This is a genomic window from Streptomyces sp. NPDC003327 (assembly GCF_053589515.1).
In genome coordinates, this window is the sequence record NZ_JBSFSA010000023.1 from 1 (window position 1) to 25,975 (window position 25,975).

Annotated in this window: 27 protein-coding genes and 1 pseudogene; 22 read left to right on the plus strand and 6 right to left on the minus strand. The window is 74.5% G+C overall.

Features of this window, described 5'->3' with window-relative positions; all coding sequences use genetic code 11:
- The 11 genes and pseudogenes from ACWDVG_RS18830 to ACWDVG_RS18880 all read left to right on the plus strand — a co-directional run.
- Positions 1–176: pseudogene (locus ACWDVG_RS18830) on the plus strand (amino acid ABC transporter ATP-binding protein); the annotation flags it as partial.
- A 39-nt stretch (positions 177–215) separates the two neighbouring features.
- Positions 216–1,148, plus strand: coding sequence for a glutamate ABC transporter substrate-binding protein (locus ACWDVG_RS18835; RefSeq protein ID WP_451700372.1), 933 nt, complete (start codon positions 216–218; stop codon positions 1,146–1,148).
- Between the two features lie 10 nt (positions 1,149–1,158).
- Positions 1,159–1,824: an amino acid ABC transporter permease gene (locus tag ACWDVG_RS18840; protein WP_451700373.1), complete on the plus strand. Its 666-nt coding sequence runs from the start codon at positions 1,159–1,161 to the stop codon at positions 1,822–1,824.
- A gap of 74 nt (positions 1,825–1,898) precedes the next feature.
- Positions 1,899–2,837: an amino acid ABC transporter permease gene (locus tag ACWDVG_RS18845; protein WP_451700374.1), complete on the plus strand. Its 939-nt coding sequence runs from the start codon at positions 1,899–1,901 to the stop codon at positions 2,835–2,837.
- Between the two features lie 110 nt (positions 2,838–2,947).
- Positions 2,948–5,431: an ATP-binding protein gene (locus tag ACWDVG_RS18850; RefSeq protein ID WP_451700375.1), complete on the plus strand. Its 2,484-nt coding sequence runs from the start codon at positions 2,948–2,950 to the stop codon at positions 5,429–5,431.
- Between the two features lie 158 nt (positions 5,432–5,589).
- The gene (gene nadE, locus ACWDVG_RS18855; RefSeq protein ID WP_451700376.1) at positions 5,590–6,420 is read left to right on the plus strand and encodes an ammonia-dependent NAD(+) synthetase; all 831 of its coding nucleotides are present in this window, start codon (positions 5,590–5,592) and stop codon (positions 6,418–6,420) included.
- Positions 6,421–6,559: 139 nt separating this feature from the next.
- Positions 6,560–6,952 (plus strand): VOC family protein, encoded by a 393-nt coding sequence (locus tag ACWDVG_RS18860; protein ID WP_451700377.1) that lies wholly within the window; start codon positions 6,560–6,562, stop codon positions 6,950–6,952.
- A 155-nt stretch (positions 6,953–7,107) separates the two neighbouring features.
- Positions 7,108–7,788, plus strand: coding sequence for an ABC transporter permease (locus ACWDVG_RS18865; protein ID WP_451700378.1), 681 nt, complete (start codon positions 7,108–7,110; stop codon positions 7,786–7,788).
- Positions 7,785–8,465: an ABC transporter permease gene (locus tag ACWDVG_RS18870; RefSeq protein WP_451700380.1), complete on the plus strand. Its 681-nt coding sequence runs from the start codon at positions 7,785–7,787 to the stop codon at positions 8,463–8,465. The genes ACWDVG_RS18865 and ACWDVG_RS18870 overlap by 4 nt, the downstream gene beginning before the upstream one ends.
- A gap of 74 nt (positions 8,466–8,539) precedes the next feature.
- Positions 8,540–9,493 (plus strand): ABC transporter substrate-binding protein, encoded by a 954-nt coding sequence (locus ACWDVG_RS18875; protein WP_451700444.1) that lies wholly within the window; start codon positions 8,540–8,542, stop codon positions 9,491–9,493.
- 115 nt (positions 9,494–9,608) lie between these two features.
- Complete coding sequence (locus tag ACWDVG_RS18880) at positions 9,609–10,361, plus strand: PIG-L deacetylase family protein (RefSeq protein ID WP_451700381.1); 753 nt, start codon at positions 9,609–9,611, stop codon at positions 10,359–10,361.
- Positions 10,362–10,422: 61 nt separating this feature from the next.
- Here the strand turns inward: ACWDVG_RS18880 and ACWDVG_RS18885 are convergent, their stop codons facing one another.
- Both ACWDVG_RS18885 and ACWDVG_RS18890 read right to left on the minus strand, forming a co-directional pair.
- On the minus strand, positions 10,423–11,202 hold the full coding sequence (locus tag ACWDVG_RS18885) for a VOC family protein (protein WP_451700382.1): 780 nt from the start codon (positions 11,200–11,202) through the stop codon (positions 10,423–10,425).
- 153 nt (positions 11,203–11,355) lie between these two features.
- Positions 11,356–12,309 (minus strand): NAD(P)/FAD-dependent oxidoreductase, encoded by a 954-nt coding sequence (locus ACWDVG_RS18890; RefSeq protein WP_451700383.1) that lies wholly within the window; start codon positions 12,307–12,309, stop codon positions 11,356–11,358.
- Positions 12,310–12,452: 143 nt separating this feature from the next.
- Between ACWDVG_RS18890 and ACWDVG_RS18895 the strand changes: the two genes are divergently transcribed.
- The 10 genes from ACWDVG_RS18895 to ACWDVG_RS18940 all read left to right on the plus strand — a co-directional run bounded on the left by ACWDVG_RS18895 (position 12,453) and on the right by ACWDVG_RS18940 (position 21,911).
- Positions 12,453–13,040, plus strand: coding sequence for a helix-turn-helix domain-containing protein (locus tag ACWDVG_RS18895; protein WP_451700384.1), 588 nt, complete (start codon positions 12,453–12,455; stop codon positions 13,038–13,040).
- Between the two features lie 69 nt (positions 13,041–13,109).
- Complete coding sequence (locus tag ACWDVG_RS18900) at positions 13,110–14,078, plus strand: NADPH:quinone oxidoreductase family protein (protein ID WP_451700385.1); 969 nt, start codon at positions 13,110–13,112, stop codon at positions 14,076–14,078.
- A complete protein-coding gene (locus ACWDVG_RS18905) occupies positions 14,075–15,262 on the plus strand; it encodes an acyl-CoA dehydrogenase family protein (protein ID WP_451700386.1) in 1,188 nt (395 codons plus the stop codon). The genes ACWDVG_RS18900 and ACWDVG_RS18905 overlap by 4 nt, the downstream gene beginning before the upstream one ends.
- A complete protein-coding gene (locus tag ACWDVG_RS18910) occupies positions 15,259–16,356 on the plus strand; it encodes an acyl-CoA dehydrogenase family protein (protein WP_451700387.1) in 1,098 nt (365 codons plus the stop codon). The genes ACWDVG_RS18905 and ACWDVG_RS18910 overlap by 4 nt, the downstream gene beginning before the upstream one ends.
- Before the next feature lie 130 nt (positions 16,357–16,486).
- The gene (locus ACWDVG_RS18915) at positions 16,487–18,124 is read left to right on the plus strand and encodes an ABC transporter substrate-binding protein (RefSeq protein WP_451700388.1); all 1,638 of its coding nucleotides are present in this window, start codon (positions 16,487–16,489) and stop codon (positions 18,122–18,124) included.
- A complete protein-coding gene (locus tag ACWDVG_RS18920) occupies positions 18,121–19,113 on the plus strand; it encodes an ABC transporter permease (protein WP_451700389.1) in 993 nt (330 codons plus the stop codon). Before ACWDVG_RS18915 ends, ACWDVG_RS18920 begins: the two co-directional genes overlap by 4 nt.
- The gene (locus ACWDVG_RS18925) at positions 19,106–19,942 is read left to right on the plus strand and encodes an ABC transporter permease (protein ID WP_451700390.1); all 837 of its coding nucleotides are present in this window, start codon (positions 19,106–19,108) and stop codon (positions 19,940–19,942) included. The genes ACWDVG_RS18920 and ACWDVG_RS18925 overlap by 8 nt, the downstream gene beginning before the upstream one ends.
- A gap of 11 nt (positions 19,943–19,953) precedes the next feature.
- Positions 19,954–20,934, plus strand: coding sequence for an ABC transporter ATP-binding protein (locus tag ACWDVG_RS18930; RefSeq protein WP_451700445.1), 981 nt, complete (start codon positions 19,954–19,956; stop codon positions 20,932–20,934).
- Complete coding sequence (locus tag ACWDVG_RS18935) at positions 20,927–21,598, plus strand: ABC transporter ATP-binding protein (RefSeq protein ID WP_451700391.1); 672 nt, start codon at positions 20,927–20,929, stop codon at positions 21,596–21,598. Before ACWDVG_RS18930 ends, ACWDVG_RS18935 begins: the two co-directional genes overlap by 8 nt.
- Positions 21,599–21,716: 118 nt before the next feature.
- Positions 21,717–21,911 carry a hypothetical protein gene (locus tag ACWDVG_RS18940; RefSeq protein ID WP_384562485.1) on the plus strand — a complete coding sequence of 65 codons (195 nt, stop codon included), beginning with the start codon at positions 21,717–21,719 and terminating at the stop codon, positions 21,909–21,911.
- 132 nt (positions 21,912–22,043) lie between these two features.
- Here ACWDVG_RS18940 and ACWDVG_RS18945 read toward each other — a convergent pair whose 3' ends face one another.
- The 4 genes from ACWDVG_RS18945 to ACWDVG_RS18960 all read right to left on the minus strand — a co-directional run bounded on the left by ACWDVG_RS18945 (position 22,044) and on the right by ACWDVG_RS18960 (position 24,993).
- Positions 22,044–22,841 carry a VOC family protein gene (locus ACWDVG_RS18945; RefSeq protein ID WP_451700392.1) on the minus strand — a complete coding sequence of 266 codons (798 nt, stop codon included), beginning with the start codon at positions 22,839–22,841 and terminating at the stop codon, positions 22,044–22,046.
- Between the two features lie 46 nt (positions 22,842–22,887).
- Positions 22,888–23,442: a nucleotide triphosphate diphosphatase NUDT15 gene (locus tag ACWDVG_RS18950; RefSeq protein ID WP_451700393.1), complete on the minus strand. Its 555-nt coding sequence runs from the start codon at positions 23,440–23,442 to the stop codon at positions 22,888–22,890.
- Between the two features lie 50 nt (positions 23,443–23,492).
- Positions 23,493–24,440, minus strand: coding sequence for a universal stress protein (locus tag ACWDVG_RS18955; RefSeq protein WP_451700394.1), 948 nt, complete (start codon positions 24,438–24,440; stop codon positions 23,493–23,495).
- A 121-nt stretch (positions 24,441–24,561) separates the two neighbouring features.
- On the minus strand, positions 24,562–24,993 hold the full coding sequence (locus ACWDVG_RS18960) for a DUF5997 family protein (protein WP_451700395.1): 432 nt from the start codon (positions 24,991–24,993) through the stop codon (positions 24,562–24,564).
- Between the two features lie 97 nt (positions 24,994–25,090).
- On the opposite strand from ACWDVG_RS18960, the gene ACWDVG_RS18965 reads away from it, so the two are divergent.
- Positions 25,091–25,966 (plus strand): LysR family transcriptional regulator substrate-binding protein, encoded by an 876-nt coding sequence (locus tag ACWDVG_RS18965; protein WP_451700446.1) that lies wholly within the window; start codon positions 25,091–25,093, stop codon positions 25,964–25,966.
- The last annotated feature ends 9 nt before the right edge of the window (positions 25,967–25,975 follow it).

The following is a 25,975-nucleotide window of genomic DNA, read 5'->3' on the forward strand; positions in this document are numbered from 1 at the left end:
AGGGCATGACGATGGTGGTCGTCACGCACGAGATGGGCTTCGCCCGCTCGGCCGCCAACCGGGTCGTCTTCATGGCCGACGGAAGGATCGTCGAGGAGACGACCCCGGACGAGTTCTTCGGCAACCCGCGCAGCGACCGCGCGAAGGACTTCCTCTCCAAGATCCTCAAGCACTGAGCCTCGGCCGCGGCCGACCCACAGCCCCCAGGGGTGATCATGATGAACCCGCTCAGGAACACCGGGAACCGCACGGCGGACCGGAGCCGCACGGCGGACCGGAGCCGCACGGCGGACGGGAGCCGCTCGGCACGCCGGACCGGCCGGGGCTTGCGGGGCGGCGTCGCGGTGGCCGCCGCCCTCGTCCTCTCCTTCACCTCCGCAGGGCTCGCCACGGGCCTGCCGGCCGGCCACGACGAGGACGACACCATCACCATCGGCATCAAGTACGACCAGCCCGGCGTCGGCCTGAAGACCCCGGACGGCACCTACACCGGCTTCGACGTCGACGTCGCCACGTACATCGCCAAGGAACTCGGCCACGACCCGTCCAAGATCGTGTGGAAGGAGGCGAAGAGCGCCGACCGCGAGACGCTGCTCCAGCGCGGCGACGTCGACTTCATCGCCGCCTCGTACTCGATCAACGACGAGCGGGCGGAGAAGGTGGACTTCGCCGGACCGTACCTCCTCGCCCACCAGGACGTCCTGATGCGGGCCGACGACGACTCCATCAAGCAGCCGTCCGACCTGAACGACAAGAAGCTCTGCTCGGTCACCGGCTCCACCTCCGCCCAGAACGTCAAGGAGAAGCTCGCCCCCGACGCCCAACTCCAGGAGTACGGCGGCTACTCGGAGTGCCTGACCGGTCTGGAGAACGGGGTCATCGACGCCGTCACCACCGACGACTCGATCCTCGCGGGGTACGCCTCCCAGAGCCAGTTCAAGGACAAGTTCAAGCTCGGCGGCTTCAAGATGAGCAACGAGAACTACGGCATCGGCGTCCAGAAGGGCAGCGACCTGAAGGACAAGATCAACACCGCCCTGGAGAAGATGGTCGAGGACGGCTCCTGGGAGGCCGCGGTGAAGAAGAACTTCGGACCCGCCGGGTACCAGAACGAACCCGCCCCGAAGATCGGCACCGTCGTCCAGTGAGCGGGCCGTCGTGTTCGACTTCCTCGAGGGCTACGACCTCCTCGGAGCCTTCTGGGTGACGGTGCAGCTCACCGTCTACTCGGCGATCGGCTCCCTCGTCTGGGGGACGCTCCTGGCCGCCATGCGCGTCAGCCCCGTTCCCCTCATGCGGGGCTTCGGCACCGTCTACGTCAACGTCGTCCGCAACATCCCGCTCACCGTCATCATCGTCTTCACCTCGCTCGGCCTCTTCCAGACGCTCGGGGTCGGACTCGGCGCCGAACGGTTCACCACGATCAACTTCCGGCTCGCCGTCCTCGGGCTCACCGCCTACACCAGCGCCTTCGTCTGCGAGGCCCTCCGCTCCGGCATCAACACCGTCCCCCTCGGACAGGTCGAGGCGGCCCGCGCCATCGGGCTCAGCTTCCCCCAGGTCCTGCGGATCATCGTGCTCCCGCAGGCCTTCCGGTCCGTGGTCGCCCCACTCGCCAACGTCCTCATCGCGCTCACCAAGAACACCACCGTGGCGGCGGCGATCGGCGTGGCCGAAGCCGCGCTGCTGATGCGGGAGATGATCGAGAACGAGGCCCAGCTCATCCTCGTCTCCGCCGTCTTCGCCGTCGGCTTCCTCTGCCTGACCCTGCCCACGGGGCTGCTGCTCGGCCGGGTCGCCAAGAAGGTGGCGGTGAAGCGATGAGTGGAACGAAGGGAGCGAGGGGGCGGGAGGGGCGGGTGAGGGGAGCGAGGGGGAGGGGGGAGCGAGGGAGGGGGATGCGGGAGAAGACGGCGAAGGTGAGGCCCACCGTCCTCTACGACGTGCCAGGCCCGCGCGCCCGCCGGCGCAACCTCCTGTGGACCGTCCTGTTCCTGCTCGCGCTCGCCGCCGTCGTCTGGTGGGTCGTGGTGAGCCTCGCCGAGAAGAACCAGCTCGCATGGGCCAAGTGGGAGCCGTTCTTCACCGACGCCCGCGTCTGGGAGACGTACCTCCTGCCCGCCCTCAAGAACACGGTGATCGCCGCGGCGCTCGCCATGGTGATCGCCCTGCCCCTCGGCGCCCTCCTCGGCATCCTCCGGCTCTCCGACCACCGCTCCCTGCGCCTTGTCGCCGGGACGGTCGTCGAGTTCTTCCGGGCGATCCCCGTCCTGATCCTCATGCTCTTCGCGAACGCCGCCTACTCGGAGTTCACCGACATCAGCCCCGACACCCGCCCCCTGTACGCGGTCGTCACCGGGCTCGTCCTCTACAACGCGTCCGTCCTCGCGGAGGTCGTCCGTGCCGGGATCCTCGCCCTGCCCTCCGGGCAGACGGACGCGGCCAAGGCCATCGGCATGCGCAAGGGCCAGACCATGGCGTACGTGCTGCTGCCGCAGTCGGTCACCGCCATGCTGCCCGCCCTGGTCAGCCAGCTCGTCGTCATCGTCAAGGACACCGCACTCGGCGGCGCCATGCTCGGATTCTCCGAACTGCTGGCCTCCGTCCGGCCCATGAGCGCCAACTACGGCGCCAACACCATCGCCTGCTTCACGGTCGTGGCCGTGCTGTTCGTCGTGCTCAACTTCGCCCTCACCACCTTCGCCTCGTGGCTGGAGGCCCGTCTGCGCCGTGCGAGGAAGTCGAGCGGAGCGGTGGTCGGCGCCGACGCCGTCGAAGACCTCGCCACCCCCACCGGACCCGAGGGGGGCGGCCCCGGCCCCACGCCCCGCGGATGAGGGGGACCCCGCCGAGAGGGAGCGGGAAGGACGGCACAGGCCGCGCCGTGCCGGGTAACGAACCGGTTCCCGGGGGTCCGTTCGGCGCGTTCATGAGGGACACTGCTTCCGTGCGCGGACATCTCCCTGACGACAGCCCCGGTTTCGTGGGGCGCCGGACGGAACTGGCCCGGGTTTCCGAGGCGTTGGCGGAGCACCGCCTCGTGACCGTGACCGGCGTCGGGGGAGTGGGCAAGACCCGGCTCGCCCTGCGCGCCGCGCACCGCGCCGCCCCGCTGTTCCCGGACGGCGCCTGGTGGACCGACCTCACCCCGCTCGATGGCGACCGGCTGCTCCTCTCCCTCGTCGCCGACTCGGTGGACCTCTCCGACCACACGCCCGGCATGGGCGCCGCCGCGCTCCACCGTCACCTCGCCGACAGCCGCCTCCTCCTCGTCCTCGACTCCTGCGACCACCTCGCCGCACCCTGTGCCCGGCTCGTCGCCGACCTCCTCGACGCGGCACCCGGCCTCACCGTCCTCGCCACCGCCCGCGGCGCGCTCGGCGTCCCCGGCGAACACGTCCTCGCCCTCGACCCGTTGCCGCCGTCCGGCCGCGACGCCCTGGACCTCCTGCGCCGCGCGGCCGGGGAACACCTGCCGGCCGCCGGAGTGGGCGGCGAGATCTGCGTACGCCTCGAAGGCATCCCCCTGGCCCTCGAACTGGCCGCGGCCCAGATACGGCTCCAAGGCGCCGAGGCCGTCCGCGACCAGCTCGGCACCCGCTTCGACGGCCGCCCCGGCGAGGCCCCGCCCGGAGCCCGCTTCGACGTCCTCGCGCACCCGGAGCGGGTGTGGCCCAGTCGCCACCAGACCCTGCGCGCCGCCATCGGCTGGAGCCACGAGCTGTCCGAGCCCCTCGAACGGCTCCTCTGGGCCCGCCTCTCCGTCTTCCGCGGCCCCTTCGACCTCGCGTCGGCGACCGCCGTGTGTGCCGGCGGGCCCCTCACCCCCGCGCTCCTGCCCGGCGCGCTCGACGGCCTCGTCCGCGCCTCCGTCGTCCGGCATCCGGACGGCGCGGGGCGCCACCGCATGCTCGACACCCTCCGCGAGTACGGCGCCCTCTGGCTCGACCGGCTCGGCGAGACCGCGGCCGTCGCCGACCGGCACGCCCACCACTTCCGACAGGTGGCCCGCCGCGCGGGCGCCGCCTGGCAGAGCGCACCCGATGCGCCGCCGGGCGTCTCACGCATCCGGGGCGCGGTGGGAGATTCCCGTACGCCGGAGGCTCACGGCGCCTCGGGGCCTGCCCGCGCGTCCGGGACCGCCGGTATCCCAGGTGCTGCCGGGCCCGCCGGTACCCCGGGGGCCTCCCGTGCCTCCGGGACCGCCGGTACCCCAGGTGCTGCCGGGCCCGCCGGTATCCCAGGTGCCGTCGGCGCCTCCGGGCTCGCCCGCGCCGCCGCGCCCGCCGGTGCTCCGGCGGGCGCGCGTCCGCCCCACTGCGGCCAGCCGGGGATCGACGCCCACCACACCGACCTGCGCACCGCCCTCGACCGGCTCCTGCGCACCGACCCCGACGCCGCCCTCGACCTCATCGGCTCCGTCGCCTTCGCCTGGTCCTGCCGCGGCCGCCTCCGTGAGGCGCGCGACGGTCTCGAACAGGCCCTCCTGCTCAGCGGCGCCCGGGGCAGGACACGGACCCGCGCGCTCTGGGCCCTCGGCGTGACCCTCATCCTCCAGGGCGACCTCGGCCCCGCCCAGGAGATCAGCGAGCGGTGCGCGCGCGAGGCCCGCTACACGGAGTACCAGGAGGCCAGGGACGCGGGTCGCGCCGACCGCGACCGGCCGGGCGAGCTCACGCTGGACGCCGCCGCCCTCGCCGGCCTCCTCGCCCTCACCACCGGCCGGGCCCTGGCCGCCGCCGTCGTCGTCGGACACGTCCTCGACGCCGCTCCCGAGGAACACGAGGAAACGGGAGAACCCCAAGCACCCGGAATGCCCCAAGAACTTGGAGAGCGCGAAGAATCCGGCGCGCCCGGTCGACGCGGTGCGGCCGCGGGGGCACCCGGGCCCGACCCGCGCGGCGCGTCCGCCGCGCGCCTCCGCTGCCAGCTCGTACGGATCTTCGCCCTCACCGGCCTCGGCCACCTCGCCGAGGCCCGCGCCCGGGCCCTCGCGCTCCGTACCGTGTGCGAGGAGCTGAACGAGCTCGGGACCCGCACGGCCCTGGAGTACCACCTCGCCCTCACCGGCCTCCTGGAGGGCGACCCGGCCACGGCCGCCGACCACGCGCGCGCCATGCTGGAAGGCACCCGCCGCCTCGGCGCCAGCCTCGGCGTCGCCCTCGGCCTCGACGTCCTCGCCACCGCGCTCGCCGCCGCGGGGGACGGCGAGCGCGCTGCGGACGTCTCCGGCACCGGAGAGGCCTACTGGCGCTCCACGGGGCAGCCGCGGCGCGGCCTGCCCGGCCTGCGGGCGCTGCGCGAGAAGTACACGGACACCGCCCGCGCAACGATCGGCGAGCCCGCCTACGAGGAGATCTTCCTCCGCGCCCTCACCGGCCTCCCGCAGGACGGCCTCGACCGCGCCCTGCGCGGCACCCTCCGCTCCTGACCACCCTCCGCTCCTGTACGCCGTCCACCCGGCACCCTTCCCGCTCCCGTGGCCGCGGCCCGGGCCGACACCCGAGGCGCGGAGCCCCGCGCCGTCGCGCCGCCCCCACCCCGTAAAGTCGGTTGCGTCGCACGTACCAGCCCGACGAGGAGAACCCCGTGACCGACCCGGCGCCCATCGACCGCCAGCAGCAGATCGCCCGGGAGCTGGAGGTCGCCGAGACCTTCGACCCGAAGGCGGAGATCGAGCGACGGGTGGCGTTCCTCGCCGAGCGGCTCACCTCCACCGGTCTGCGCTCCCTCGTCCTCGGGATCAGCGGTGGCGTCGACTCCACCACCGCCGGCCGACTCTGCCAGCTCGCCGTCGAGCGCGTGCGCGCCGCCGGGCACGACGCCACCTTCTACGCCATGCGCCTGCCGTACGGCGTGCAGGCCGACGAGCAGGACGCGCAGACCGCCCTGGGCTTCATCCGGGCCGACCGCGTCCTCACCGTGGAAGTCAAGCCGGCCAGCGACGCGGCCCTCGACGCCTGCCTCGCGGGCGGCGTGACCTTCCGCGACGCCCACCACCAGGACTTCGTGCAGGGCAACATCAAGGCCCGCCAGCGGATGATCGCGCAGTACGCCGTCGCGGGCGCGCACGACGGGCTCGTCGTCGGCACCGACCACGCAGCCGAGGCCGTCTCCGGGTTCTTCACCAAGTTCGGCGACGGCGCCGCCGACGTCGTCCCGCTCACCGGCCTGACCAAGCGGCGCGTCCGCGCCGTCGCCGCCGAGCTGGGCGCCCCTGCCGAGCTGGTCTGGAAGACCCCGACGGCGGACCTGGAGACCCTGGACCCGGGCAAGCCCGACGAGGACGCGCTCGGCGTCACGTACGACGACATCGACGACTTCCTGGAGGGCAAGCCCGTCTCGGAGGCCGCCCACACCGCGATCGTCCGCCGCTACGAGCTCACCGAGCACAAGCGACAGCTGCCGATCACGCCCTGAGCCCGGAGCCCGATGCCCTGAGCCCGAAGCCCTGAGCCGCCCGACGCGGTGAGGGCCCGTTCCCTGAGCGGGCCCGGCGTGGGCGGCGGATCCTGGAAGGGGACCCCGGAACGGTCGGGTCCCCTGAAGGGAGAACACCATGTTCGGCCAGACCTCGGCGTTCAGCGGCTTCTCGGTCGACGACCTCGACGCCGCCCGGCGTTTCTACGGCGACACCCTCGGTCTCGAGGTGACCGACGAGGGCCCGCCGGAGATGGGCGCGCTGCACCTCACCCTGGCGGGCGGGACCCGCGTCTTCGTCTACGCCAAGGACGACCACGCCCCCGCCACGTACACGATCCTCAACTTCCTCGTCGACGACATCGATGCGGCCGTCGACGGCCTGACGGGACGCGGGGTGACCTTCGAGCGCTACCCCGGGTTCGACGCGGACGAGAAGGGGATCATGCGCGGTGACGGCGAGGGCCGTCCCTCCATCGCCTGGTTCACCGACCCGGCGGGGAACGTCCTCTCCGTCCTGCAGACGAGCTGACTCCGGACTGGCTGACCCCGGACGAGCCGACTCCGGACGGGCTGACTCCGGACGGGCTGACCCCGGGCGAGCCGACTCCCGCGCGCGGCCGACGGCCCTGCCCCGAACGGCCCGGCCGGGGTGCGGGCCGCCCCCGCCGCCCCTGCAATGAGAGGGTGACCGCGCCGCCCGACGACTGCCTCGCCCGCAACGAGTGGATCTGCGGCGCCTACCTGTCGACGCGCAGCGAGATCCTCGCCGACGCGGCCGCCCAGCACCTCCGGCTCACGGCCGTCTCCGTCGCCCTCGCCGTGCTCCTCGCGCTGCCCCTGGCGCTCGCGGCCCGCCGCTGGCGCTGGGCGGCGGGCCCCGTCCTCGGCGTCACCACCGTCCTCTACACGATCCCCGCGCTCGCTATGTTCTCGCTGCTGCTGCCGCTGTACGGCCTCTCCGCCTCGCTCGTCGTCGCCGGGCTCGTCCTCTACTCGCTCACCCTCCTCGTACGGAACCTGCTCGCCGGGCTCCGCGCCGTTCCCGAGGAGACCCGGCAAGCCGCCCGCGGCCTCGGATACGGCCCGGTCCGCCTGCTGCTCACCGTCGAACTGCCGCTCGCCCTGCCCGCCGCGATGGCCGGGCTGCGGATCGCGACCGTCTCCGCCGTCTCCCTCGTCACCATCGGCGCGATCGTCGGCCACGGCGGCCTCGGGAACCTCATCTACGCCGGAATGAACACCTACTTCAAGGCACAGGTGCTCACCGCCTCCGCGCTCTGCGTCCTGATCGCCGTCGCCGCCGACCTGCTCCTGCTCGGCGCGCAGCGGCTGCTGACCCCCTGGACCCGGGCGCAGCCGCGGTGAACACGCTCTCCGCCGCCTGGTCGTGGCTCACCACCGCGTCCCACTGGTCGGGTGAGGGCGGTGTCGGGCACCGGCTCGCCGAGCACCTCCTCCTCACCGGTGTCAGCCTCGCCCTCGGCTGCCTGCTCGCGCTGCCCGTCGCCCTCGTCCTCGGCCACCTCGGCAAGGGCGGCGCGCTCGCCGTCAACCTCGCCAACGCCGGCCGTGCGGTCCCGACCTTCGCGGTGCTCGTCCTCCTGATCCTCAGCCCCCTCGGCACGTACGGCCCGTGGCCCACGATCATCGCCCTCGTCCTCTTCGCCGTTCCGCCGCTGCTGACCAACGCGTACGTGGGGATGCGGGGCGTCGACGCCGACGTCGTACGCGCTGCCCGCGGCATGGGCATGACGGGCCGCCAGACGCTCGCCCGGGTGGAAGTGCCGCTCGCGCTGCCGCTGATCCTCACCGGCGTCCGTGTCGCCGCCGTGCAGCTCGTGGCCACCGCCACCGTGGCGGCCCTCGCGGGCGGCGGCGGACTCGGGCGGATCATCACCGCGGGCTTCAACCTCGCCTCCACCCCGCAGGTCGTGGCGGGCGCCTTCCTCGTCGCCGTCCTGGCGCTCCTGGTGGAGGGCGTCTTCGAGGCCGCCGAACGGCTCGCCCCGGCCCGGCGTGCGCGGGAGAGGGGCGGAGCGTGACGGCGAGGACGCCGCCGCGGGCCGCGCGGACCGGGCTACCGCTCGGGCCGGGCTCGGTGCTCGCGTCGTCCCCCGTGCTCGCGCTGTCCACGGTGCTCGCCGTGCTCGGGCTGCTCGCGCTGCTCTCCGGGTGCGCCGCCGGGCCCGCCCTGGAGGACCGGGAGGACGTCACCGCCCCGCCCGGGGACCGGCGCCGACTGACCGTCGGCTCGGCCGGGTTCACCGAGAGCGACCTCCTCGCCCGGATGTACGCCCTCCTCCTCGAAGACGCCGGGTACCGCATCACCGTCCTCTCCGTCACCAACCGCGAACTGTACGAACCGGCCCTGGAGAGCGGCCGGATCGACGTCGTACCGGAGTACGCCGCCACCTTCGCCGACTGGCTGAACGCCAGGACCAACGGTCCCGACGCGCCCACCGTCGGCTCGCCCGACCTCACCGCCACCATGACGGCGCTCCGCGCGCTCGCCGGTCCGCGCGGGCTCGCCGTGCTCGACCCCGGCCGCGCCGCCGACCAGAACGCCTTCGCGGTCACCGCCGCGTACGCCGCCGAGCACCGCCTGCGCACCCTCAGCGACCTCGGCGCCGCCCGCCTCCCCGTGCGGCTCGCGGCGGGGGACGAGTGCGTGAAGCGGCCCTACTGCGCCCCCGGCCTCAAGGAGGTCTACGGCATCGACGTGACGGCGGTCGACCCCAAGGGCGTCGGCACGACGCAGGCCAAGCAGGCCGTCCAGAGCGGAGAGGACCAGCTGGTGCTGACCACGACCACCGACGCCACCCTCGACGACTTCGGCCTGGTCCTCCTCGCCGACGACCGACAGCTCCAGAACGCCGACCACATCGTCCCCGTCGTCAACCGCGCCCGCGCCGGCGGTCCGCGCGTCACCGGCGCCCTCGACCGGCTGAACACCGTCCTGACCACGGCCGACCTCGCCGGCCTCAACGAGCGGGTGGATTCCTGGCGACGGCTGCCGGAGGACGTGGCCCGCGACTACCTCGTGGCCAAGGGACTCATCGGCCGCACCTGAACCGGCCGGCCCCGGGTCCTCGACCGGCTCCTCGCCCCCCTCCCGCGGCGAACTCCGACGGATCCCGGGCGGGCGTTACCCCGCCGGCCGCGGCGGCCGCCCGTATCCTGCGGTCATGATCGACACGGACGCCACGGACCTGACCGAGATGCCCGACGACTGGCAGCGCGCCCTCGCCGTCGTCGCCCACCCCGACGACCTGGAGTACGGCTGCGCGGCGGCCGTCGCCGCCTGGACCGACGCGGGGAAGGAGGTCGTCTACGTCCTCGCGACCCGCGGTGAAGCCGGCATCGACGGCATCGACCCCGCGACCTGCGCCCCGCTGCGGGAGCGGGAGCAGCGCGACAGCGCCGCCGTCGTCGGCGTGGAGACCGTCGAGTTCCTCGACCACCGGGACGGCGTGATCGAGTACGGGCTCGGCCTGCGCCGTGACATCGCCGCCGCGATACGCCGCCACCGCCCGGAACTCGTCGTCACCCTCAACCACCGGGACACCTGGGGCGGAACGCCGGGCGCGCCCTGGAACACGCCCGACCACCGGGCGGTCGGCCGTGCCGCCCTCGACGCGGCCGGGGACGCGGGCAACCGCTGGATCTTCCCCGAACTCATCGAGCAGGGCCTCGCCCCGTGGGACGGGGTCCGCTGGGTCGCCGTCTCCGGCTCCAGCACCCCGACCCACGCGATCGACGCGACCCCCGGCATGGACCGCGCGATCGCCTCGCTGCTCTGCCACCGCGCCTACATCGAGGGCCTGACCGACGAGAACCCCGAGGAGTACGTCCGCGGCTTCCTCGGCGCGACGGCCGCCCGCGCCGCGGACCGCTTCGGCGGCCGCCCCGCGGTGACGTTCGAGTTGTTCCCGCGCTGACACCGCCGTTCACCGGAGCCGGAGCCGGGTCCGGGGCCGGGGCCGGAGCCGGAGCCGGGGCTCAGCCCATCGGGGCGGGCTTCAGGATCGCGAACGGGGCGCCGGCGGGGTCGGCGAACCAGGCGAGCCGGCCGACGTCCGGGATGTCGGCCGGCGGAAGGAGGACGCTGCCGCGCGCCCCCTCGACCGTACGGGCGGTGGCGTCGGCGTCCTCCACGGCGAAGTACGGCACCCAGCGGGCCCGGTGGTCGCCCTCCTGGAGCTGCGCGGCGCCGCCCCAGGAGGTGTCCTCCTGGTCGCCGTCGGCGGTGGAGATCACCCGGTACGTCATGCCGGGGGCCTCCATCTCCGCCCAGCGCCAGCCGAACAGGGACCGGTAGAACGCCAGGTCGGTCTCGGGGTCGGGCACGTGCAGCTCGGCCCAGACGAGCGTGTTCGTGTCCGAGGTCCGCTCCAGGCCCTGGACCGTGCCGGGCTGCCAGACGGCGAACTCGGCGCCGGCCGGGTCCGTGAGGCACGCCATCCGGCCGGCGTCCATGACGTCCATCGCGGGGACGCGGACGGCGCCGCCGGCGGACTCGGCGGCCTTCTGGGTGGCGTCCACGTCCGGCGTACGGAAGTAGATCGTCCAGGCGCTGGAGGCGCCCTCCTCGGTGAGCGGCCCGAGCGCGGCCACCGTCCTGCCGTCCTGCTGGAAGAAGCCGTAGCCGCCGGCCTCGGGACCGGCCGAGCGGAACTCCCAGCCGAAGACGGCGCCGTAGAACGCGGCCGCCGCGTCCGTGTCGGGGCTGCCGAGGTCGATCCAGCAGGGCGACCCCGTGGTGTACTCCGTACCGAGCATGAGCGCTGTCCCGTCCTTCCGTCGCATGGGCACTGGCCGAAAGACGGCCGCCATGGCCGATCCTCGCCCCTCGAAGGACGCGGCGCAGCCGCACCCGCACGGGTTCATCCGACCGGCGGACCCCGGACCCTCAGGCCCCCGGACCCCGGGCCCTCAGACCCCCGCCCGGGTCTCCAGGTCCGTCATGAGGAGGTCCCCGTTGAGGGCGGTGGCCGCGCGGTAGCCGAGGCTCGCGGCGTTCACGACCTGCTCCTGCGGGCCCGTGACGTTGCCGGCCGCCCAGACACCGGGGACGCTCGTGCGGCCCGTCTCGTCGACCGCGACGAACGCCCCGAACGGCGTCTCGCGCAGCTCCGCCCCCAGCTGCCGCAGCACCCCGTCCCGGGCCGCGAGGCGCGTCGCCCCGGCGAAGACCACGGACCGCCCGACCACCCGCCCGTCGGCGAGCCGGACGCCGGTCAGCGCGTCGTCCTCGACGACGAGCCCCGCCACCTCGCCCGGCACGACCCGTACCCCGGCGGCGTCGAGCAGCGCCGCGTCCCGGTCCGACAGCGCGTCGACGGTGTGCAGGAAGAGGACCACGTCGTCGGACCAGTGGGAGACCGTCAGCGCCTGGTGCGCGGGCATCCGGGGGTGGGCGAGCACGCCGAAGGCCCGGTCGCGGACCTCCCAGCCGTGGCAGTACGGGCAGTGGAGCACGTCCCGGCCCCAGCGCTCGGCGAGCCCGTCGACCGCCGGGAGCTCGTCGACGAGACCGGTGGTGACGACGAGCCGCCGCGCGGCGACGGTGCCGCCGTCGGCGAGGGTGAGGACGAAGCCGTCGCCCTCGCGCGCCGCGCCCGTCACCTCGCCGGAGCGCAGGCCCACCCCGTACGCCTCGACCTCCCGCCGCCCGGCGGCCAGGAACTCGGCCGGGGTCATGCCGTCCCGCGACAGATACCCCTGCATGTGGGAGGAGGGGGGGTTGCGGGGTTCGCCCGCGTCGATCACCAGGGTCCGGCGGCGGGAGCGGCCGAGGACCAGCGCGGCGCTGAGCCCCGCCGCCCCGCCGCCGATCACCACGGCCTCGTACCTGTCGTCGGCCGGCGCGTCCGTGCGTGCCTTCATGTCGTGCCCGTCCTTCCGTGTGTCCGGGAGCGCGTCCGGGCGGGCGCTCCTCGCGTCGCCCGTCGCTTCGTTCCTGGGGGAGAGCCTCACTCCAGCTGCCCGACAACGGCAAGCAAGCTTGCCGATTCTGCAACACTGGACGTATGACCGAAGACGACCGCATCGACACCGTCCTCAACGAGGTCGGCCCCCGCCTGCGCCGGGTCCGCCGCGACCGCGGCGTGACGCTCGCCGAGCTCTCCGAGGCCACCGGCATCTCCGTGAGCACCCTCTCCCGCCTGGAGTCCGGGCAGCGCAAGCCCAGCCTGGAGCTGCTCCTGCCGCTCGCCCGCGCCCACCAGGTCCCGCTGGACGAGCTGGTCGGGGCGCCGCCCGTGGGCGACCCCCGGGTCCGGGCCAAGCCGATCGTCCGCCACGGCCGGACGATGTTCCCGCTGACCCGGCAGCCCGGCGGCCTTCAGGCGTACAAGGTGATCCAGGAGAAGTCGTCCGGGGCACCCGACCCGCGCGTCCACGAGGGGTACGAGTGGCTGTACGTCCTCTCGGGGCGGCTGCGGCTCGTCCTCGGCGAGCACGACGTGGTGCTCGCGGCGGGGGAGGCGGCCGAGTTCGACACCCGCGTGCCGCACTGGTTCGGACCGGCGGACGACGGGCCGGTGGAGTTCCTGAGCCTCTTCGGCCCCCAGGGGGAGCGCATGCACGTGCGGGCGCGCCCCAAGAACTCCGTCTGAGCCGGTTCCCCCAGGGGCAAGCGACCGCTTAGTATGCAGCCGACCGCTCGGTACGGACGGAGGCTTCGGATGCAGGCATGGCGTGTGCACGAGAACGGCGAACCGGGTGCGGTGATGCGCCTCGACACGGTGGAACCGCCCACCCCCGGGCCCGGGCAGGTCCTGCTGAAGGTCCGCGCCGCGAACGTCAACTTCCCCGACGCGCTGCTCTGCCGCGGCCACTACCAGGTGCGGCCCCCGCTCCCCTTCACCCCCGGCGTCGAGATCTGCGCCGAGACCGAGGACGGCCGCCGCGTCATCACCACCACCGCCCTTCCGCACGGCGGCTTCGCGGAGTACGCCCTCGCCGACGCCGCCGGGCTGCTCCCCGCCCCCGAGTCCCTCGACGACGCCGAGGCCGCCGCCCTGCACATCGGCTACCAGACCGGCTGGTTCGGCCTCCACCGCCGCGCCGCCCTCCAGGAGGGCGAGACCCTCCTCGTCCACGCCGCCGCGGGCGGGGTCGGCAGCGCGGCCGTCCAGCTCGGCAAGGCGGCCGGCGCCACCGTCATCGGCGTCGTCGGCGGACCGGAGAAGGCCGAGGCGGCCCGTGCGCTCGGCTGCGACCTGGTCGTCGACCGCCGCTCCGAGGACGTCATCGCCGCCGTCAAGGCCGCGACCGGCGGCCGGGGCGCCGACGTGATCTACGACCCCGTCGGCGGCGAGGCCTACCAGCAGTCCGCCAAGTGCGTGGCCTTCGAGGGCCGGATCGTGATCGTCGGCTTCGCGAGCGGCACCGTCCCGGCCCCCGCCCTCAACCACGCCCTCGTCAAGAACTACTCGATCCTCGGCCTCCACTGGGGCCTGTACGCCCAGAAGGACCCGGCGCTCGTCGGCCGGTGCCACGAGACCCTCACGGCGTACGCGGCCAAGGGCCTCGTCAAGCCGCTCGTCGGCGCCCGCGTCCCCCTCGCCGGGGCCGCCGACGCCGTCCAGCGCGTCGCCGACGGCACCACCACCGGCCGCCTCGTCGTCCTCCCGGAAGGAGCCCGCGCATGACCGACGCCGACGAACTGCGCACCCGCACGCGGCAGTTGCTCACCGAGCATCCACCCGCCACCACCGACCGCACCGACTTCCTGAAGGCCCGCTTCGACGCCGGACTCGCCTGGGTGCACTACCCCGTCGGCCTCGGCGGACTCGACGCGCCCCGGTCCCTGCAGGCCGTCGTCGACGCCGAACTCGCCGCCGCCGGAGCCCCCGACAACGACCCGCGCCGCATCGGCATCGGCCTCGGCATGGCCGCCCCCACCCTCCTCGCGTACGGCTCCGAAGAGGTCAAGTCCCGCTTCCTGCGCCCCCTCTGGGTCGGCGAGGAAGTCTGGTGCCAGCTCTTCAGCGAACCCGGCGCGGGCTCCGACCTCGCCGCGCTCGGCACCCGGGCCGTCCGGGACGCCGCCACCGGCGACTGGATCGTCGACGGGCAGAAGGTGTGGACCTCCAGCGCCCACGTCGCCCGCTGGGCCATCCTCATCGCCCGCACCGACCCCGACCTCCCCAAGCACCGGGGCATCACCTACTTCGTCTGCGACATGAGCGACCCCGGCGTCGAGGTCCGGCCGCTGCGCCAGATCACCGGCGAGGCCGAGTTCAACGAGGTCTTCCTCACCGGCGTCCGCATCCCCGACGCCCACCGCCTCGGCGAGGTCGGCGACGGCTGGCGCGTCGCCCGGACCACCCTGATGAACGAGCGCGTCTCCATCGGCGGCGCCCGCCTCCCCCGCGAGGGCGGCATGATCGGGAAGGTCGCCGCGACCTGGCGCGAGCGCCCCGAACTGCGCACCCACGACCTGCACCGGCGCCTGCTCGACCTCTGGGTCGACGCCGAGGTCGCCCGGCTCACCGGAGAGCGACTGCGGCAGCAGCTCGTCGCCGGCCAGCCCGGCCCCGAAGGCAGTGCGACGAAACTCGGCTTCGCCCGGCTCAACCAGGCCCTCAGCGGCCTCGAACTCGAACTCCTCGGCGACGACGGCCTGCTGTACGAGGACTGGACGATGCGCCGCCCCGACCTGGTCGACTTCACGGGCCGCGACGCCGGCTACCGCTATCTGCGCTCCAAGGGCAACTCGATCGAGGGCGGCACCACCGAGGTGCTCCTCAACATCGTCGCCGAACGGGTCCTGGGCCTGCCGCCCGAGCCCCGCAACGACAAGGACGTCGCCTGGAAGGACCTGGCCCGATGACACCCCTGCTCTACTCGGAGACCGAGGACGACCTGCGGGCGGCCGTGCGGGCGCTGCTCACCGACCGGGCCGGGCCGCAGGCCCTGCTGGACCGGATCGAGACCGGTGATCCGTACGTCCCCGGCGTCTGGAGCGGCCTCGCCGCCGACATGGGCGCCGCCGGGCTGCTGGTCCCGGAGAAGCTCGGCGGCCAGGGCGCGAGCCACCGCGAGGCCGCCGTCGTCCTGGAGGAGCTGGGCCGGGCGGTGACCCCTGCCCCGTACCTGACGAGCTCCGTCGTGGCGACCGGGACGCTGCTCGCGCTCGACGGCCCGGGGACGGCCGCCGTGGGCGACCTCCTCGCCTCGCTCGCCTCCGGCGAGCGCGTCGCGGTCCTCGCCGTCCCGTTCTCGACGGCGCCGCCCGCGCCGACGGCCGACGGCGCCGAGCCCACCGCGGCGGGCCCCGCGCGGGCGGTCGCCGACGCCGTGGCCGCCGACGTGTTCCTCGTCCCGCGCCCCGACGGGCTGTACGCGGTGCCCGCCGCCGACGCCGTCGTCACGCCCCTGACCCCGCTCGACCTGACCCGCCCCGTGGCCGTCGTCGACGCGAGCGGCGCCGGGGGCACCCGGCTCGCCGACGCCGTCGCCGCCCGCGCCGCCGTCGGGCGGGGCCTGCTCGCGGGCGCCGGACTGCTCGCCTCCGAGCAGCTCGGCCTCGCCGCCTGGTGCCTGGAGGAGACCGTCCGCCACACCCGGGAGCGGCACCAGTTCAACCGGCCCGTCGGCTCCTTCCAGGCGCTCAAGCACCGCATGGCCCAGCTCTGGCTGGACCTGGTCGGCGCCCGGGCGGCGGCCCGCGCCGCCGCGGACGCCCTGGCCACCGGCGCCCCGGACACCGCGCTGACCGTGGCCGTGGCCCAGGCGTACTGCTCCAAGGTCGCCGTCCGCGCCGCCGAGGAGTGCGTCCAGCTGCACGGCGGCATCGGCATGACCTGGGAGCACCCGGCGCACCTGGCGCTCAAGCGGGCGAAGGCCGACCAGATCGCCCTCGGTTCGGCGGGCCGGCACCAGGACGCGATCGCGGCGCTGATGGAGCTGCCCGCCCCCGTGTGAGCGGCCCGCCCCCGTATCAGCGGGCCGACGGCCCCGGCGTAAGGGGCCCCCGTGTCCACGCCCCTCTACATGCTGTTTAATTGCATGCTGTTCGCAATAACAGTTGATCTTCAAAAGGGGTGTGGACACGATGACCGCGCGATCCCTCCGCGGCACGGCCGCCGCCGTCCTCGCGGGAACCGTGGCCTTCACGGCGGCCTGCACGAACCCCGGCCCCGCGGGGGACGCGGCCGGGCCCGCGGACTCCGCGGTCGTCGGCATCGCCTACGAGCCCGAGACCCTCAGCCCCCTCCTCGGCTACGGCAAGGACGGCAACTCCAAGATCTTCGACGGGCTCCTCGCCTTCGACGCCGACCTGAAGCTGCGGCCCGCCCTCGCCGTCCGGCTGCCCCACATCAGCGACGGCGGCCTCACCTACACGTACACGCTCCGCACCGGCGTGACCTTCAGCGACGGCGCGCCCTTCACGGCGAAGGACGTCGTCTACACCTACCGCACCATCCTCGACCCGAAGACGAACAACCCCTCCCGCACCGAACTCGACGCCCTGAAGAGCGTCGAGGCCGTCGGCGACGACACCGTCGTCTTCCGGCTCAAGTACCCCTACGCCCCCTTCGCAGAGCGCACCGTCCACGCCATCGCCCCCGAGCACGTCGCGGGGAAACAGGACGTCAACACCGGCGCCTTCACCACCCGGCCCATCGGCACCGGACCGTACGTCCTCACCTCCTGGTCCAAGGGCGAGAAGCTCAGCTTCGAGGCCAACCCGTCCTACTGGAACGGCGCGCCCCCGGTGAAGAGGTTCACCATGGCGATCATCAAGGACGACGACGTCCGCGCCACCCGGCTGCGCGCCGGGGACCTCGACGGCGCCATCCTGCCGCCCAACCTCGCCGCCGGCTTCAAGGACGACAAGGCGAAGCGGACGTACGCCGCCACGACGTACGACTACCGCACCGTCACCCTCCCCACCCACCACCCCGTCACCGGCGACACCGCCGTCCGCCGCGCCCTCGACCTCGCCGTCGACCGGCAGGCCATGGTCGACAAGATCCTCGAAGGCGCCGGAAAGCCCGCCTACGGCCCCGTCCCCACCGACAGCCCCTGGTTCGCCAAGGGCACCGAGCGCCGCCACGACCTCGCGGGCGCCGAGAAGATCCTCGACGAGGCCGGCTGGAAGCCCGGACCCGACGGCATCCGCGTCCGCAACGGCGTCCGCGCCGCCTTCCCGCTCTGGTACCTCTCCGGCGACAAGCTCCGCCAGGACCACGCCCTCGCCTACGCCTCCGACGCCAAGAAGGCCGGCATCGACGTCACCACCCAGGCCGGGACCTGGGAGGTCATCGAACCCCGCATGAAGACCGACGCCGTCCTCGCCGGCGGCGGCTCACCCGGCGACCCCGACTTCGACCAGTACCTGCTGCTCAAGTCCGACCTCGCGGGCGCCGGCTTCAACAACATGGCCCGGTACGACAACAAGGCCGTCGACACCGCCCTGGAGGCGGGCCGCAGGACGAACGACCCGGCCGCCCGGAAGGCCGCCTACGACACCGTCCAGCGCGAACTGGTGAAGAACCCCGGCTACACCTTCCTCACCCACATCGACCACCTGTACGTCGTGAACGACCGCTGGGACGGGCTGACCACCCAGACCGAGCCGCACGACCACGGCCTCGCCTCCGGCCCCTGGTGGAACGTCGAGACCTGGAAGCCGAAGAGCGAGGCGAAGAACACCGGGGACACCAAGGCCGGGGACGCGAAGAAGTGAGCCGCCGCCTCCCCTGGGGGGCCATGGCCCGGATGACGGGACGGCGCGTCCTCGCCGCCGTCCCCGTCCTCCTCGGCGTCACCCTCGCGGTCTTCGCCGTCGCCGACGCCTCCCCCTTCGACCCCGTCAAGGCCTACGCCGGCAGCGCAGGCCTCACCGCCTCGCAGGAGAACCTCGACCAGCTCCGCGCCAACCTCGGCGTCGACCGACCCCTCCTCACCCGCTGGTGGGACTGGCTGACCGCCGCCGTCACCGGCGACCTCGGCGACTCCTCCGTCATGCGCAGGCCCGTCGCCGAGGTGATCACCGAGCGCCTCGGCTGGTCCGTCCTCCTCGCCGTCACCGCCTTCCTCGTCGCCCTCGCCCTCGGCACCCTCCTCGGCGTCCTCGCCGGCCGCCGCAGGGGCGGCCTCCTCGACCGGGCCGTCAGCTCCGCCGCGTACACCCTGGAAGCCGCCCCCGCCTTCTGGCTCGGCCTCCTCGCCATCTGGTTCTTCGCCCTCAATCTCGGCGCCCTGCCCGCAGGCGGGCTCACCGACACCGCGAGCGCCACCGTCACCGCCGACCAGGTGGCCCGCCACCTCGTCCTGCCCGCCCTCGTCCTCGGCCTCTCCCAGCTGCCCTGGTTCTTCCTGTACGTCCGCCAGGGCGTCGGCGACGCCCTCGACGAGGACCCCGTGCGCGGCGCCCGCGCCCGCGGCCTCGCCGAACGCACCGTCCTCACCGGCCACGCCCTGCGCTCCGGGATGCTGCCCATGCTCACCCTCGTCGGCTCCCGGGTCCCCGAACTCATCACCGGCGCCCTGCTCGTCGAGACCGTCTTCAGCTGGCCCGGCATCGCCGCCGCCACCGTGCAGGCCGCCACCTCCGTGGACTTCCCGCTGCTCGCCGCGCTCACCGTCCTCGCCACCGCCGCCGTCCTCCTCGGCAACCTCCTCTCCGACCTCCTGTACGGCCTCGCCGACCCGAGGGTGGGCTTCGATGGCTGACCCCCGCACCCACCGGCTGCGCCTGTGGACCTCCGCCCTCGTCGTCGGCACCGTCGCCCTCGCCGTCCTCCTCGTCCCCCCGCTCGTCCAGCTCGACGAACAGGCCGTCGACCTCTCCCGCAAACTCCTCCCGCCCTCCTGGGCGCACCCCTTCGGCACCGACGACCTCGGCCGCGACCTGCTCCTGCGCTGCGTCTACGGCCTGCGGGTCTCGCTCCTCGTCGGACTCGTCGCTGCGCTCGTCGCCACCGTCATCGGCACCACCGTCGGCGCGACCGCCGGAGCCCTCGGCGGTCGCCTCGACCGCGGCCTCATGCGGCTCGTCGACGCCTTCTCCTCCGTCCCCCACCTGCTGCTCGGCATCTTCGTCGTCGCCCTCTTCCGGCCCGGCGTCTGGCCCGTCATCGCCTCCGTCGCGGTCACCCACTGGCTCTCCACCGCCCGGATCGTCCGCGCCGAGGTCCTCTCCCTGCGCACCCGGCCCTACGTCGACGCCGCCGTCTCCGGCGGGGCCTCACGCCTCCGCGTCGCCGTGCGCCACCTCCTTCCGGCCGTCCTCCCGCAGGCCGGACTCGCCGCCGTCCTGATGGTCCCGCACGCCATGTGGCACGAGTCCGCCCTCTCCTTCCTCGGCCTCGGCCTCCCCAGCCACCAGGCCAGCCTCGGCAACCTGGTGCAGAGCGCCCGCTCCTCGCTGCTCACCGGGCACTGGTGGCCGACCCTCTTCCCCGGCCTCCTCCTCATCGTGCCGACCCTCGCCCTCGCCGGACTCGCGGGCATCTGGCGCGACCGCCTCAACCCGCGCCGCCGATCGGAGCTCATGCTGTGACCACCGAGAACGTGCTCCGCGCACTCGACGCCGTCACCGCCGAGCGGGCCGAGGACGCCCTCCTCAGCGTCCGGGGCCTCACCGTCCGCTTCCGGCTGCGCGGCGGCCGGACCGTCGCCGCCGTCAGCGACGCCGACTTCGACCTCGCCGCGGGGGAGTGCCTCGCCCTCGTCGGCGAGAGCGGCTGCGGCAAGTCCGTCCTCGCCTCCGCGCTCCTCGGCCTGCTCCCGGGCAACGCCGAGACCGGCGGCACCGCCCACCTCGACGGCACCGACCTGCTCGCCGCCGACGAGAAGACCCTCGCCCGCACCGTACGGGGCCGGCGCGTCGGCCTCGTACCGCAGAGCCCCGCCGCCCACCTCACCCCCGTCCGCACCGTGCGCTCCCAGCTGGAGGAGACCGTCCGGGCCCTCACCGGCGCGCCCCGCAAGGCCCGCCGCGGGGCCGCCGAGGCAGCCGCCGAACGCGCCGCGTTCCCCGCCGGACACCTCGACCGCTTCCCCCACGAGCTCTCCGGCGGCCTCGCCCAGCGCGCCGCCACCTCCCTCGCCCTCATCGGCGACGCCCGGCTCCTCCTCGCCGACGAACCCACCACCGGACTCGACCGCGACCTCGTCGACCGCACCGTCGACGAACTGCGCCGCCACGTCGACGAGGGACGCGGCCTGCTCCTCATCACCCACGACCTCGCCGCCGCCGCACGCGTCGCCGACCGCGTCGCCGTCATGTACGCCGGCCGCATCGTCGAACTCGCCCCCGCCCACCGCTTCTTCGGCCCCACCGGACCCGCCCACCCCTACGCCCGCGGCCTCCTCGACGCCCTCCCCGACCGCGCCTTCACACCCGTCCCCGGCATGCCGCCGGAGCTCTCCGACCTCCCCGACGGCTGCGCCTTCGCCCCGCGTTGCCCCCGCGCCACCGACCTCTGCGCCACGCTCCCCGAGCTGCGCGCCCAGGTCGCCTGCCACCACCCGGAGCGGCCCCGTGCTTGAACTCCACGCCATCACCGCCGGATACGAGCGCCGCGCCCCCGTCTTCCGCGGCGCCTCCCTGACCGTCGCCCCCGGCGAGTCCGTCGGCCTGCTCGGCCCCAGCGGCTGCGGCAAATCCACCCTCGCCCGCGTCGCCGCCCTCCTCCACCGCCCCGACGCCGGACGGTTCGTCCTCGACGGCACCGAGGTACGGGCCTGGCGCCACCGCGCCCCGCGTGCGCAGCGCACCGCCGTCGGCGTCGTCTTCCAGCAGCCCCGCACCGCCGCCGACCCCCGGCTCACCCTCGCCGACCTGATCGCCGAACCCCTGCGCGCCACCGGCCGCGGGTCCGAGGCCGCGGGCCGCGTCGCCGCACTCGCGCCCGCCGTCGGCCTCACCCCCGACCTCCTCAGCCGCCGCCCCCACGAGGTCAGCGACGGCCAGCTCCAACGCGCCTGCCTCGCCCGCGCCCTCGGCCTGCGCCCCCGCTGGCTGATCTGCGACGAGATGACCGCCATGCTCGACGCCTCCACCACGGCCGCCCTCGTCGCCGCCGTCGAGGCCTACCGCGCGGAGACCGGCGCCGGCCTCCTCGCCGTCGGCCACGACCGCGTCCTCCTGAACCGCTGGTGCGACCGCACGGTCGAGTGGAAGGACTGCCTCCAGGGGCCCGCCGGGGAGTGAACGGGCGACATCTCACCCGTATGGCCGCCCCGCCACACGTCCGGACGGACCGCCCATTCCGCCACACTGTCGGCCGAACGCCGCAATTCCGGTGCGGCGACGGAGGGACGTGAGAGCGATGGCCGTTTCCATTTCTGTCGTGGTGCTGCTGCTGGTCCTGGCGGTGATCTTCCTCCGCAGCGGCGGCCTGAAGCTCACCCACGCCCTCGTCTGCGCGCTCCTCGGCTTCTTCCTCGCCGGCACCAGCATGGCGCCGACCATCCACAACGGCGTCGCCGCCACCGCCAACGTGGTCTCCAGCCTCCGGCCCTGACGCCGACGGGGGCCGGACCCGGCCACGACGGCGCCGGGGACGCGCGACCGCCCCGGGACCGGGTCCCGGGGCGGTACGTGAGCGGTGCGGTGTGCGGTGCGGCGGGGCATGCGGTGCGGTGGCCCGCACGGCTCAGGCCATCTCGGGCATCTCGCCGACGGTGGTCCGCACGTCGATCACCGCGAAGGCGGCGCCCTGCGGGTCGACGATCGCGGCGAACCGGCCGAAGGGGCTGTCCATCGGACCGAACACCTTGCGCCCGCCGAGGCGTTCGGCCGCCTCGACGGCCTTGTCGCAGTTGTCCACCGCGAAGTACACCTGGATGTACGAGGGGATCTCGGCAGGGAAGTCCTCGCTCGTCATCACCATCCGGCCGAGCAGCGGGTCGGAGCCGAGGTCGAAGACCCGGTAGTCCATGTGCTCGTCCAGGATCTTCTTCGAGCCGAAATTGAAGACCGAGGTGAAGAAGTCGTCCGACTTCGCCGGCTCCCGCGTGAAGACCTCGGCCCACACGTACGATCCGGTCTCGCCCTCCAGCTCGAACCCCTCGTGGACGCCCGCCTGCCAGAGGCCGAACACGACGCCCGCCGGGTCCTGCGCGAGGCACATCGACCCGAACTCGCCGACCTGCATCGGCTCCATCACGACGGTGCCGCCCGCGGCCCGGACCTTCTCCGCCGTGGCGGTGACGTCGTCGGACGCGAAGTACAGACACCAGGACGACTGCGGCGGGGCGTCCTGGCCGGGCATCGGCGGGACGACGGCCGCGACGGCCTTCCCGTTCTTGTACGCCTGCGTGTAGTTGCCGTATTCCGAGGAGGCCTCCCCGAAGGTCCAGCCGAGCACGTCGCCGTAGAACGTCTTGGCGCCCTCGGCGTCGGTGAACATCGCGTCGGTCCAGACCGGGGTTCCCTCAGGTCGTGCGGCCATGACGGTGACTCTCTCTTCCGATCGATGACGTGTTCCACCGGCCACGCTAGCCACGGTCGACCGACCGCGCGCGCCGACGCTCCGCCCCGGTCGGCCGGGGTCGGTCGGGCAGCCTGCCCAGGGCGTACCGGTGGAACGGACCCTCCGGCACGGGCAGCTCCGGGCGCCAGGCCCTGAGCACCTGCGCCGAGGGAAGGAACAGCGCCTCCGGCAGCCGGTCCGGGTCCGTCCACTCCCAGCGCTCGATCTTCTCCGGCTCGGCGACGGCGGCGGAGCCGGAGAACCGGCGCACGACCGTCGCCGCCGTCATCCGGGTCAGCGCCGCGGAGGTGACCGAGTCCAGGAGCAGCGCGATCACCTCGACGTCGGCGGCCTCCGCCACGAGCGCCGTCTCCTCGGCCAGCTCCCGCACGGCGGCGGCCTCGATCGACTCGCCCGGCTCGACCTTGCCGCCCGGCAGCTCCCACACCCCGGAGCGGTCGAGCCCGAGCAGGATCCGCCCGGCGTCGTCGACGACCACGACCCCCGCCCCGAGCGAGGCCTGGGCGGGCGGCGGCTGGACGTTGCGGAGGGCGGTGGCGGCGTCGTCGGCGGTCGTCATGGCACCTGTCTACCAGCCGCCGTCCCGGCCGGGGCCGACCACCCGTCCCCTCAGCCCGCGGAGCCCGTCGCCGCCGGCGGGACGACCGCCACCGGGCAGTGCGCGTGGCGCAGCACCGCGTGCGCCACGGACCCCACGAGCAGGGAGCCCAGCCGGTGCCGACGGTGGCGCCCCACGACCAGCAGACCGGCGTCGCGGGACTCCTCCACGAGCCGGCCCGGCGCGTCCCCCGGTACCACCGTCCGCACCAGCTCCACGTCCGGCCACCGCGCGGCGAACGGACGCAGCCGCTCCTCCTGGTCCCGGTCCTCCTCCGCCACCAGCTCCGCGCCGTCGTCGGCGGCGGGCAGCGGCGGCGGCACCTGGAGCGCGGGGGAGGGGGCCGCGAGCAGCGCGGACGGCGTCGGCGGCAGCCGGAGCACGGTCACCGCCACCAGCGGCACGCCCTGCCGGCCGGCCGCGTCGAAGGCGAAGTCCAGGACCTCGTCCGGGGTCTCCTCGGGGTGCAGCCCGAGGAGCACCCGGCGCGCCGGGGCCCCGGAGGGAGGCGCCGCCCGCTCCTCGTCCGGGACGACGACCAGGGGGCAGGGCGCCGTCGCGGCCAGGGTCCTGCCGGTCGAGCCGAGCAGCAGCCCGGCGAAGCCGCCGTGCCCGCGCGAGCCGCTGACCAGGAGCCGGGCGCCGCGCGCCGCCGCCGGGAGGGCGTCGGTCACCGCGCCGTCGAGGGACTCGTACCGCACGGGCAGCCGGTGGCCGCGTTCCTCGACGGTCCTCCGGACCGCGTCCAGGACCGTGTCGGGCAGGTGCGGATCGGTCCCGAGGGAGGCGATCCGGGCGGCGCCCAGCTGGAGGGCGTCCGAGCGGACGTGGGCCGCCACCAGGGGCGCGCCGAGACCCTCGGCTGCCCCCAGGGCCCACTCCAGGGCCCGCCGGCTGGGCGCGGAGCCGTCGACTCCGACGACGACCGGGGGCTCGGACGCGGTGCTCGTATCGCTCATGAACGCATGCCTCCCGCGCTCGGCGCGACGCCACGCCGGATCCGTACGTCGGAGGTACGGGGCGGGGGCGGGGGAGCGGGCGTCCGGGGGCGTACGCCGGGGGGACGGCGTACGCGGAGGGTCAGGCGCCCTGCTCGCGGCGGGCCCGCTCCTCCTCGCGCTGCGCGTTGCGCTCCTTGATGCGGACGGTCTCCTTGCGGACCTCGGCCTGCGTCGCCCGCTCCTTCTGGAGCCACTCCGGCGACTCCTGCTTCAGGGCGTCGATCTGCTCGGTGGTCAGCGCCTCGGTGACGCCGCCGCGCGCGAGACCGGCGATCGAGACGCCCAGCTTCGCGGCGACGACGGGGCGGGGGTGCGGGCCGTTGCGTCGCAGTTCCTGCAGCCAGGCGGGCGGATTGGCCTGGAGCTCGTTGAGTTCGGTGCGCGAGACGACACCCTCCCGGAAGTCGGCGGGGGTGGCCTCGAGGTACACACCCAGCTTCTTCGCCGCGGTGGCGGGCTTCATCGTCTGGGCGTTCTGGTGCGACGTCATGGTGTCAAGGGTATCGAGCATGTGGCCGAGCTCCGACCACGACCACTACCGGTAACCTGGCGGAGTGACAGGCTCGGACGCTTCCCCCGCGGGTTCCCCCGTCGACACCCCCGGCGACATCCCCACCGATTCCCTCGTGGACCCCGTACCGGGCTCCGCCCCGGGGCCGTCCTTCCGGCTCGCGTACGTGCCCGGGGTGACGCCCTCGAAGTGGGTGCGGGTCTGGAACCAGCGCCTGCCCGACGTCCCGCTCGCCCTCGTCGCCGTGACGCCCGGCGAGGCCTTCGGCGCGCTCAGGGACGGCGGCGCCGACGCGGCCCTGCTCCGGCTCCCGGTGGACGGCGACGACCTCAGCGCGATCCCGCTCTACACGGAGACGACCGTCGTCGTGGTCCCCAAGGACCACCTCTTCGCGGCGGCGGAGGAGGTGTCGGCCGAGGACCTCGCCGACGAACTCGTCCTGCACCCCCTCGACGACACCCTCGACTGGGAGGCGCGGCCGCCGGGCCGCCCGGCGGCGGAGCGCCCCGCGACGACCGGCGACGCGGTCGAGCTCGTCGCCGCCGGGGTCGGCGTCCTCGCCGTGCCCCAGTCCCTGGCCAGGCTGCACCACCGCAAGGACCTGACGTACCGCACGCTCACGGACGTGCCGCAGTCCCGCGTGGCCCTCTCCTGGCCGAAGGCCGAGGAGGCGCCCGACCTGGTGGAGGAGTTCATCGGGATCGTCCGCGGACGCACGGTCAACAGCACCCGGGGCCGCCGGGCCGAGGAGCGCAAGGGCCGGAAGACCGCGCAGCCGACCGGGGCCGGGGGAGCGGGCCGGGGCGGTGGGAAGACGGCCGGTGGAAAGACGTCCGGCGGGAAGGCGTCCGGCGGGAAGACCGCGACGGGCCGGAGGGCGGCCGGCGGCAAGTCCACGGGCGGCAGGTCGGCCGGCGGCTCCGCGTCCGGCCGCGGCGGCCGCACCGGCGGCAAGCCCCGCCGCCGCTCCTGAGCCGCCGGT

Excerpts from the sequence above, each read along its gene's own strand:
- ACWDVG_RS18845 (WP_451700374.1), top strand. The coding sequence starts at position 1,899 with ATGCGGGAGAAGACGGCGAAGGTGAGGCCCACCGTCCTCTACGACGTG.
- ACWDVG_RS18860 (WP_451700377.1), top strand. The coding sequence starts at position 6,560 with ATGTTCGGCCAGACCTCGGCGTTCAGCGGCTTCTCGGTCGACGACCTC.
- ACWDVG_RS18880 (WP_451700381.1), top strand. The coding sequence starts at position 9,609 with ATGATCGACACGGACGCCACGGACCTGACCGAGATGCCCGACGACTGG.
- ACWDVG_RS18835 (WP_451700372.1), top strand. The coding sequence starts at position 216 with ATGATGAACCCGCTCAGGAACACCGGGAACCGCACGGCGGACCGGAGC.
- ACWDVG_RS18915 (WP_451700388.1), top strand. The coding sequence starts at position 16,487 with ATGACCGCGCGATCCCTCCGCGGCACGGCCGCCGCCGTCCTCGCGGGA.
- ACWDVG_RS18905 (WP_451700386.1), top strand. The coding sequence starts at position 14,075 with ATGACCGACGCCGACGAACTGCGCACCCGCACGCGGCAGTTGCTCACC.
- ACWDVG_RS18960 (WP_451700395.1), bottom strand. The coding sequence starts at position 24,993 with ATGCTCGATACCCTTGACACCATGACGTCGCACCAGAACGCCCAGACG.
- ACWDVG_RS18885 (WP_451700382.1), bottom strand. The coding sequence starts at position 11,202 with ATGCTCGGTACGGAGTACACCACGGGGTCGCCCTGCTGGATCGACCTC.
- ACWDVG_RS18910 (WP_451700387.1), top strand. The coding sequence starts at position 15,259 with ATGACACCCCTGCTCTACTCGGAGACCGAGGACGACCTGCGGGCGGCC.
- ACWDVG_RS18950 (WP_451700393.1), bottom strand. The coding sequence starts at position 23,442 with ATGACGACCGCCGACGACGCCGCCACCGCCCTCCGCAACGTCCAGCCG.
- ACWDVG_RS18900 (WP_451700385.1), top strand. The coding sequence starts at position 13,110 with ATGCAGGCATGGCGTGTGCACGAGAACGGCGAACCGGGTGCGGTGATG.
- ACWDVG_RS18895 (WP_451700384.1), top strand. The coding sequence starts at position 12,453 with ATGACCGAAGACGACCGCATCGACACCGTCCTCAACGAGGTCGGCCCC.
- ACWDVG_RS18925 (WP_451700390.1), top strand. The coding sequence starts at position 19,106 with ATGGCTGACCCCCGCACCCACCGGCTGCGCCTGTGGACCTCCGCCCTC.
- ACWDVG_RS18955 (WP_451700394.1), bottom strand. The coding sequence starts at position 24,440 with ATGAGCGATACGAGCACCGCGTCCGAGCCCCCGGTCGTCGTCGGAGTC.
- ACWDVG_RS18945 (WP_451700392.1), bottom strand. The coding sequence starts at position 22,841 with ATGGCCGCACGACCTGAGGGAACCCCGGTCTGGACCGACGCGATGTTC.
- ACWDVG_RS18940 (WP_384562485.1), top strand. The coding sequence starts at position 21,717 with ATGGCCGTTTCCATTTCTGTCGTGGTGCTGCTGCTGGTCCTGGCGGTG.
- ACWDVG_RS18890 (WP_451700383.1), bottom strand. The coding sequence starts at position 12,309 with ATGAAGGCACGCACGGACGCGCCGGCCGACGACAGGTACGAGGCCGTG.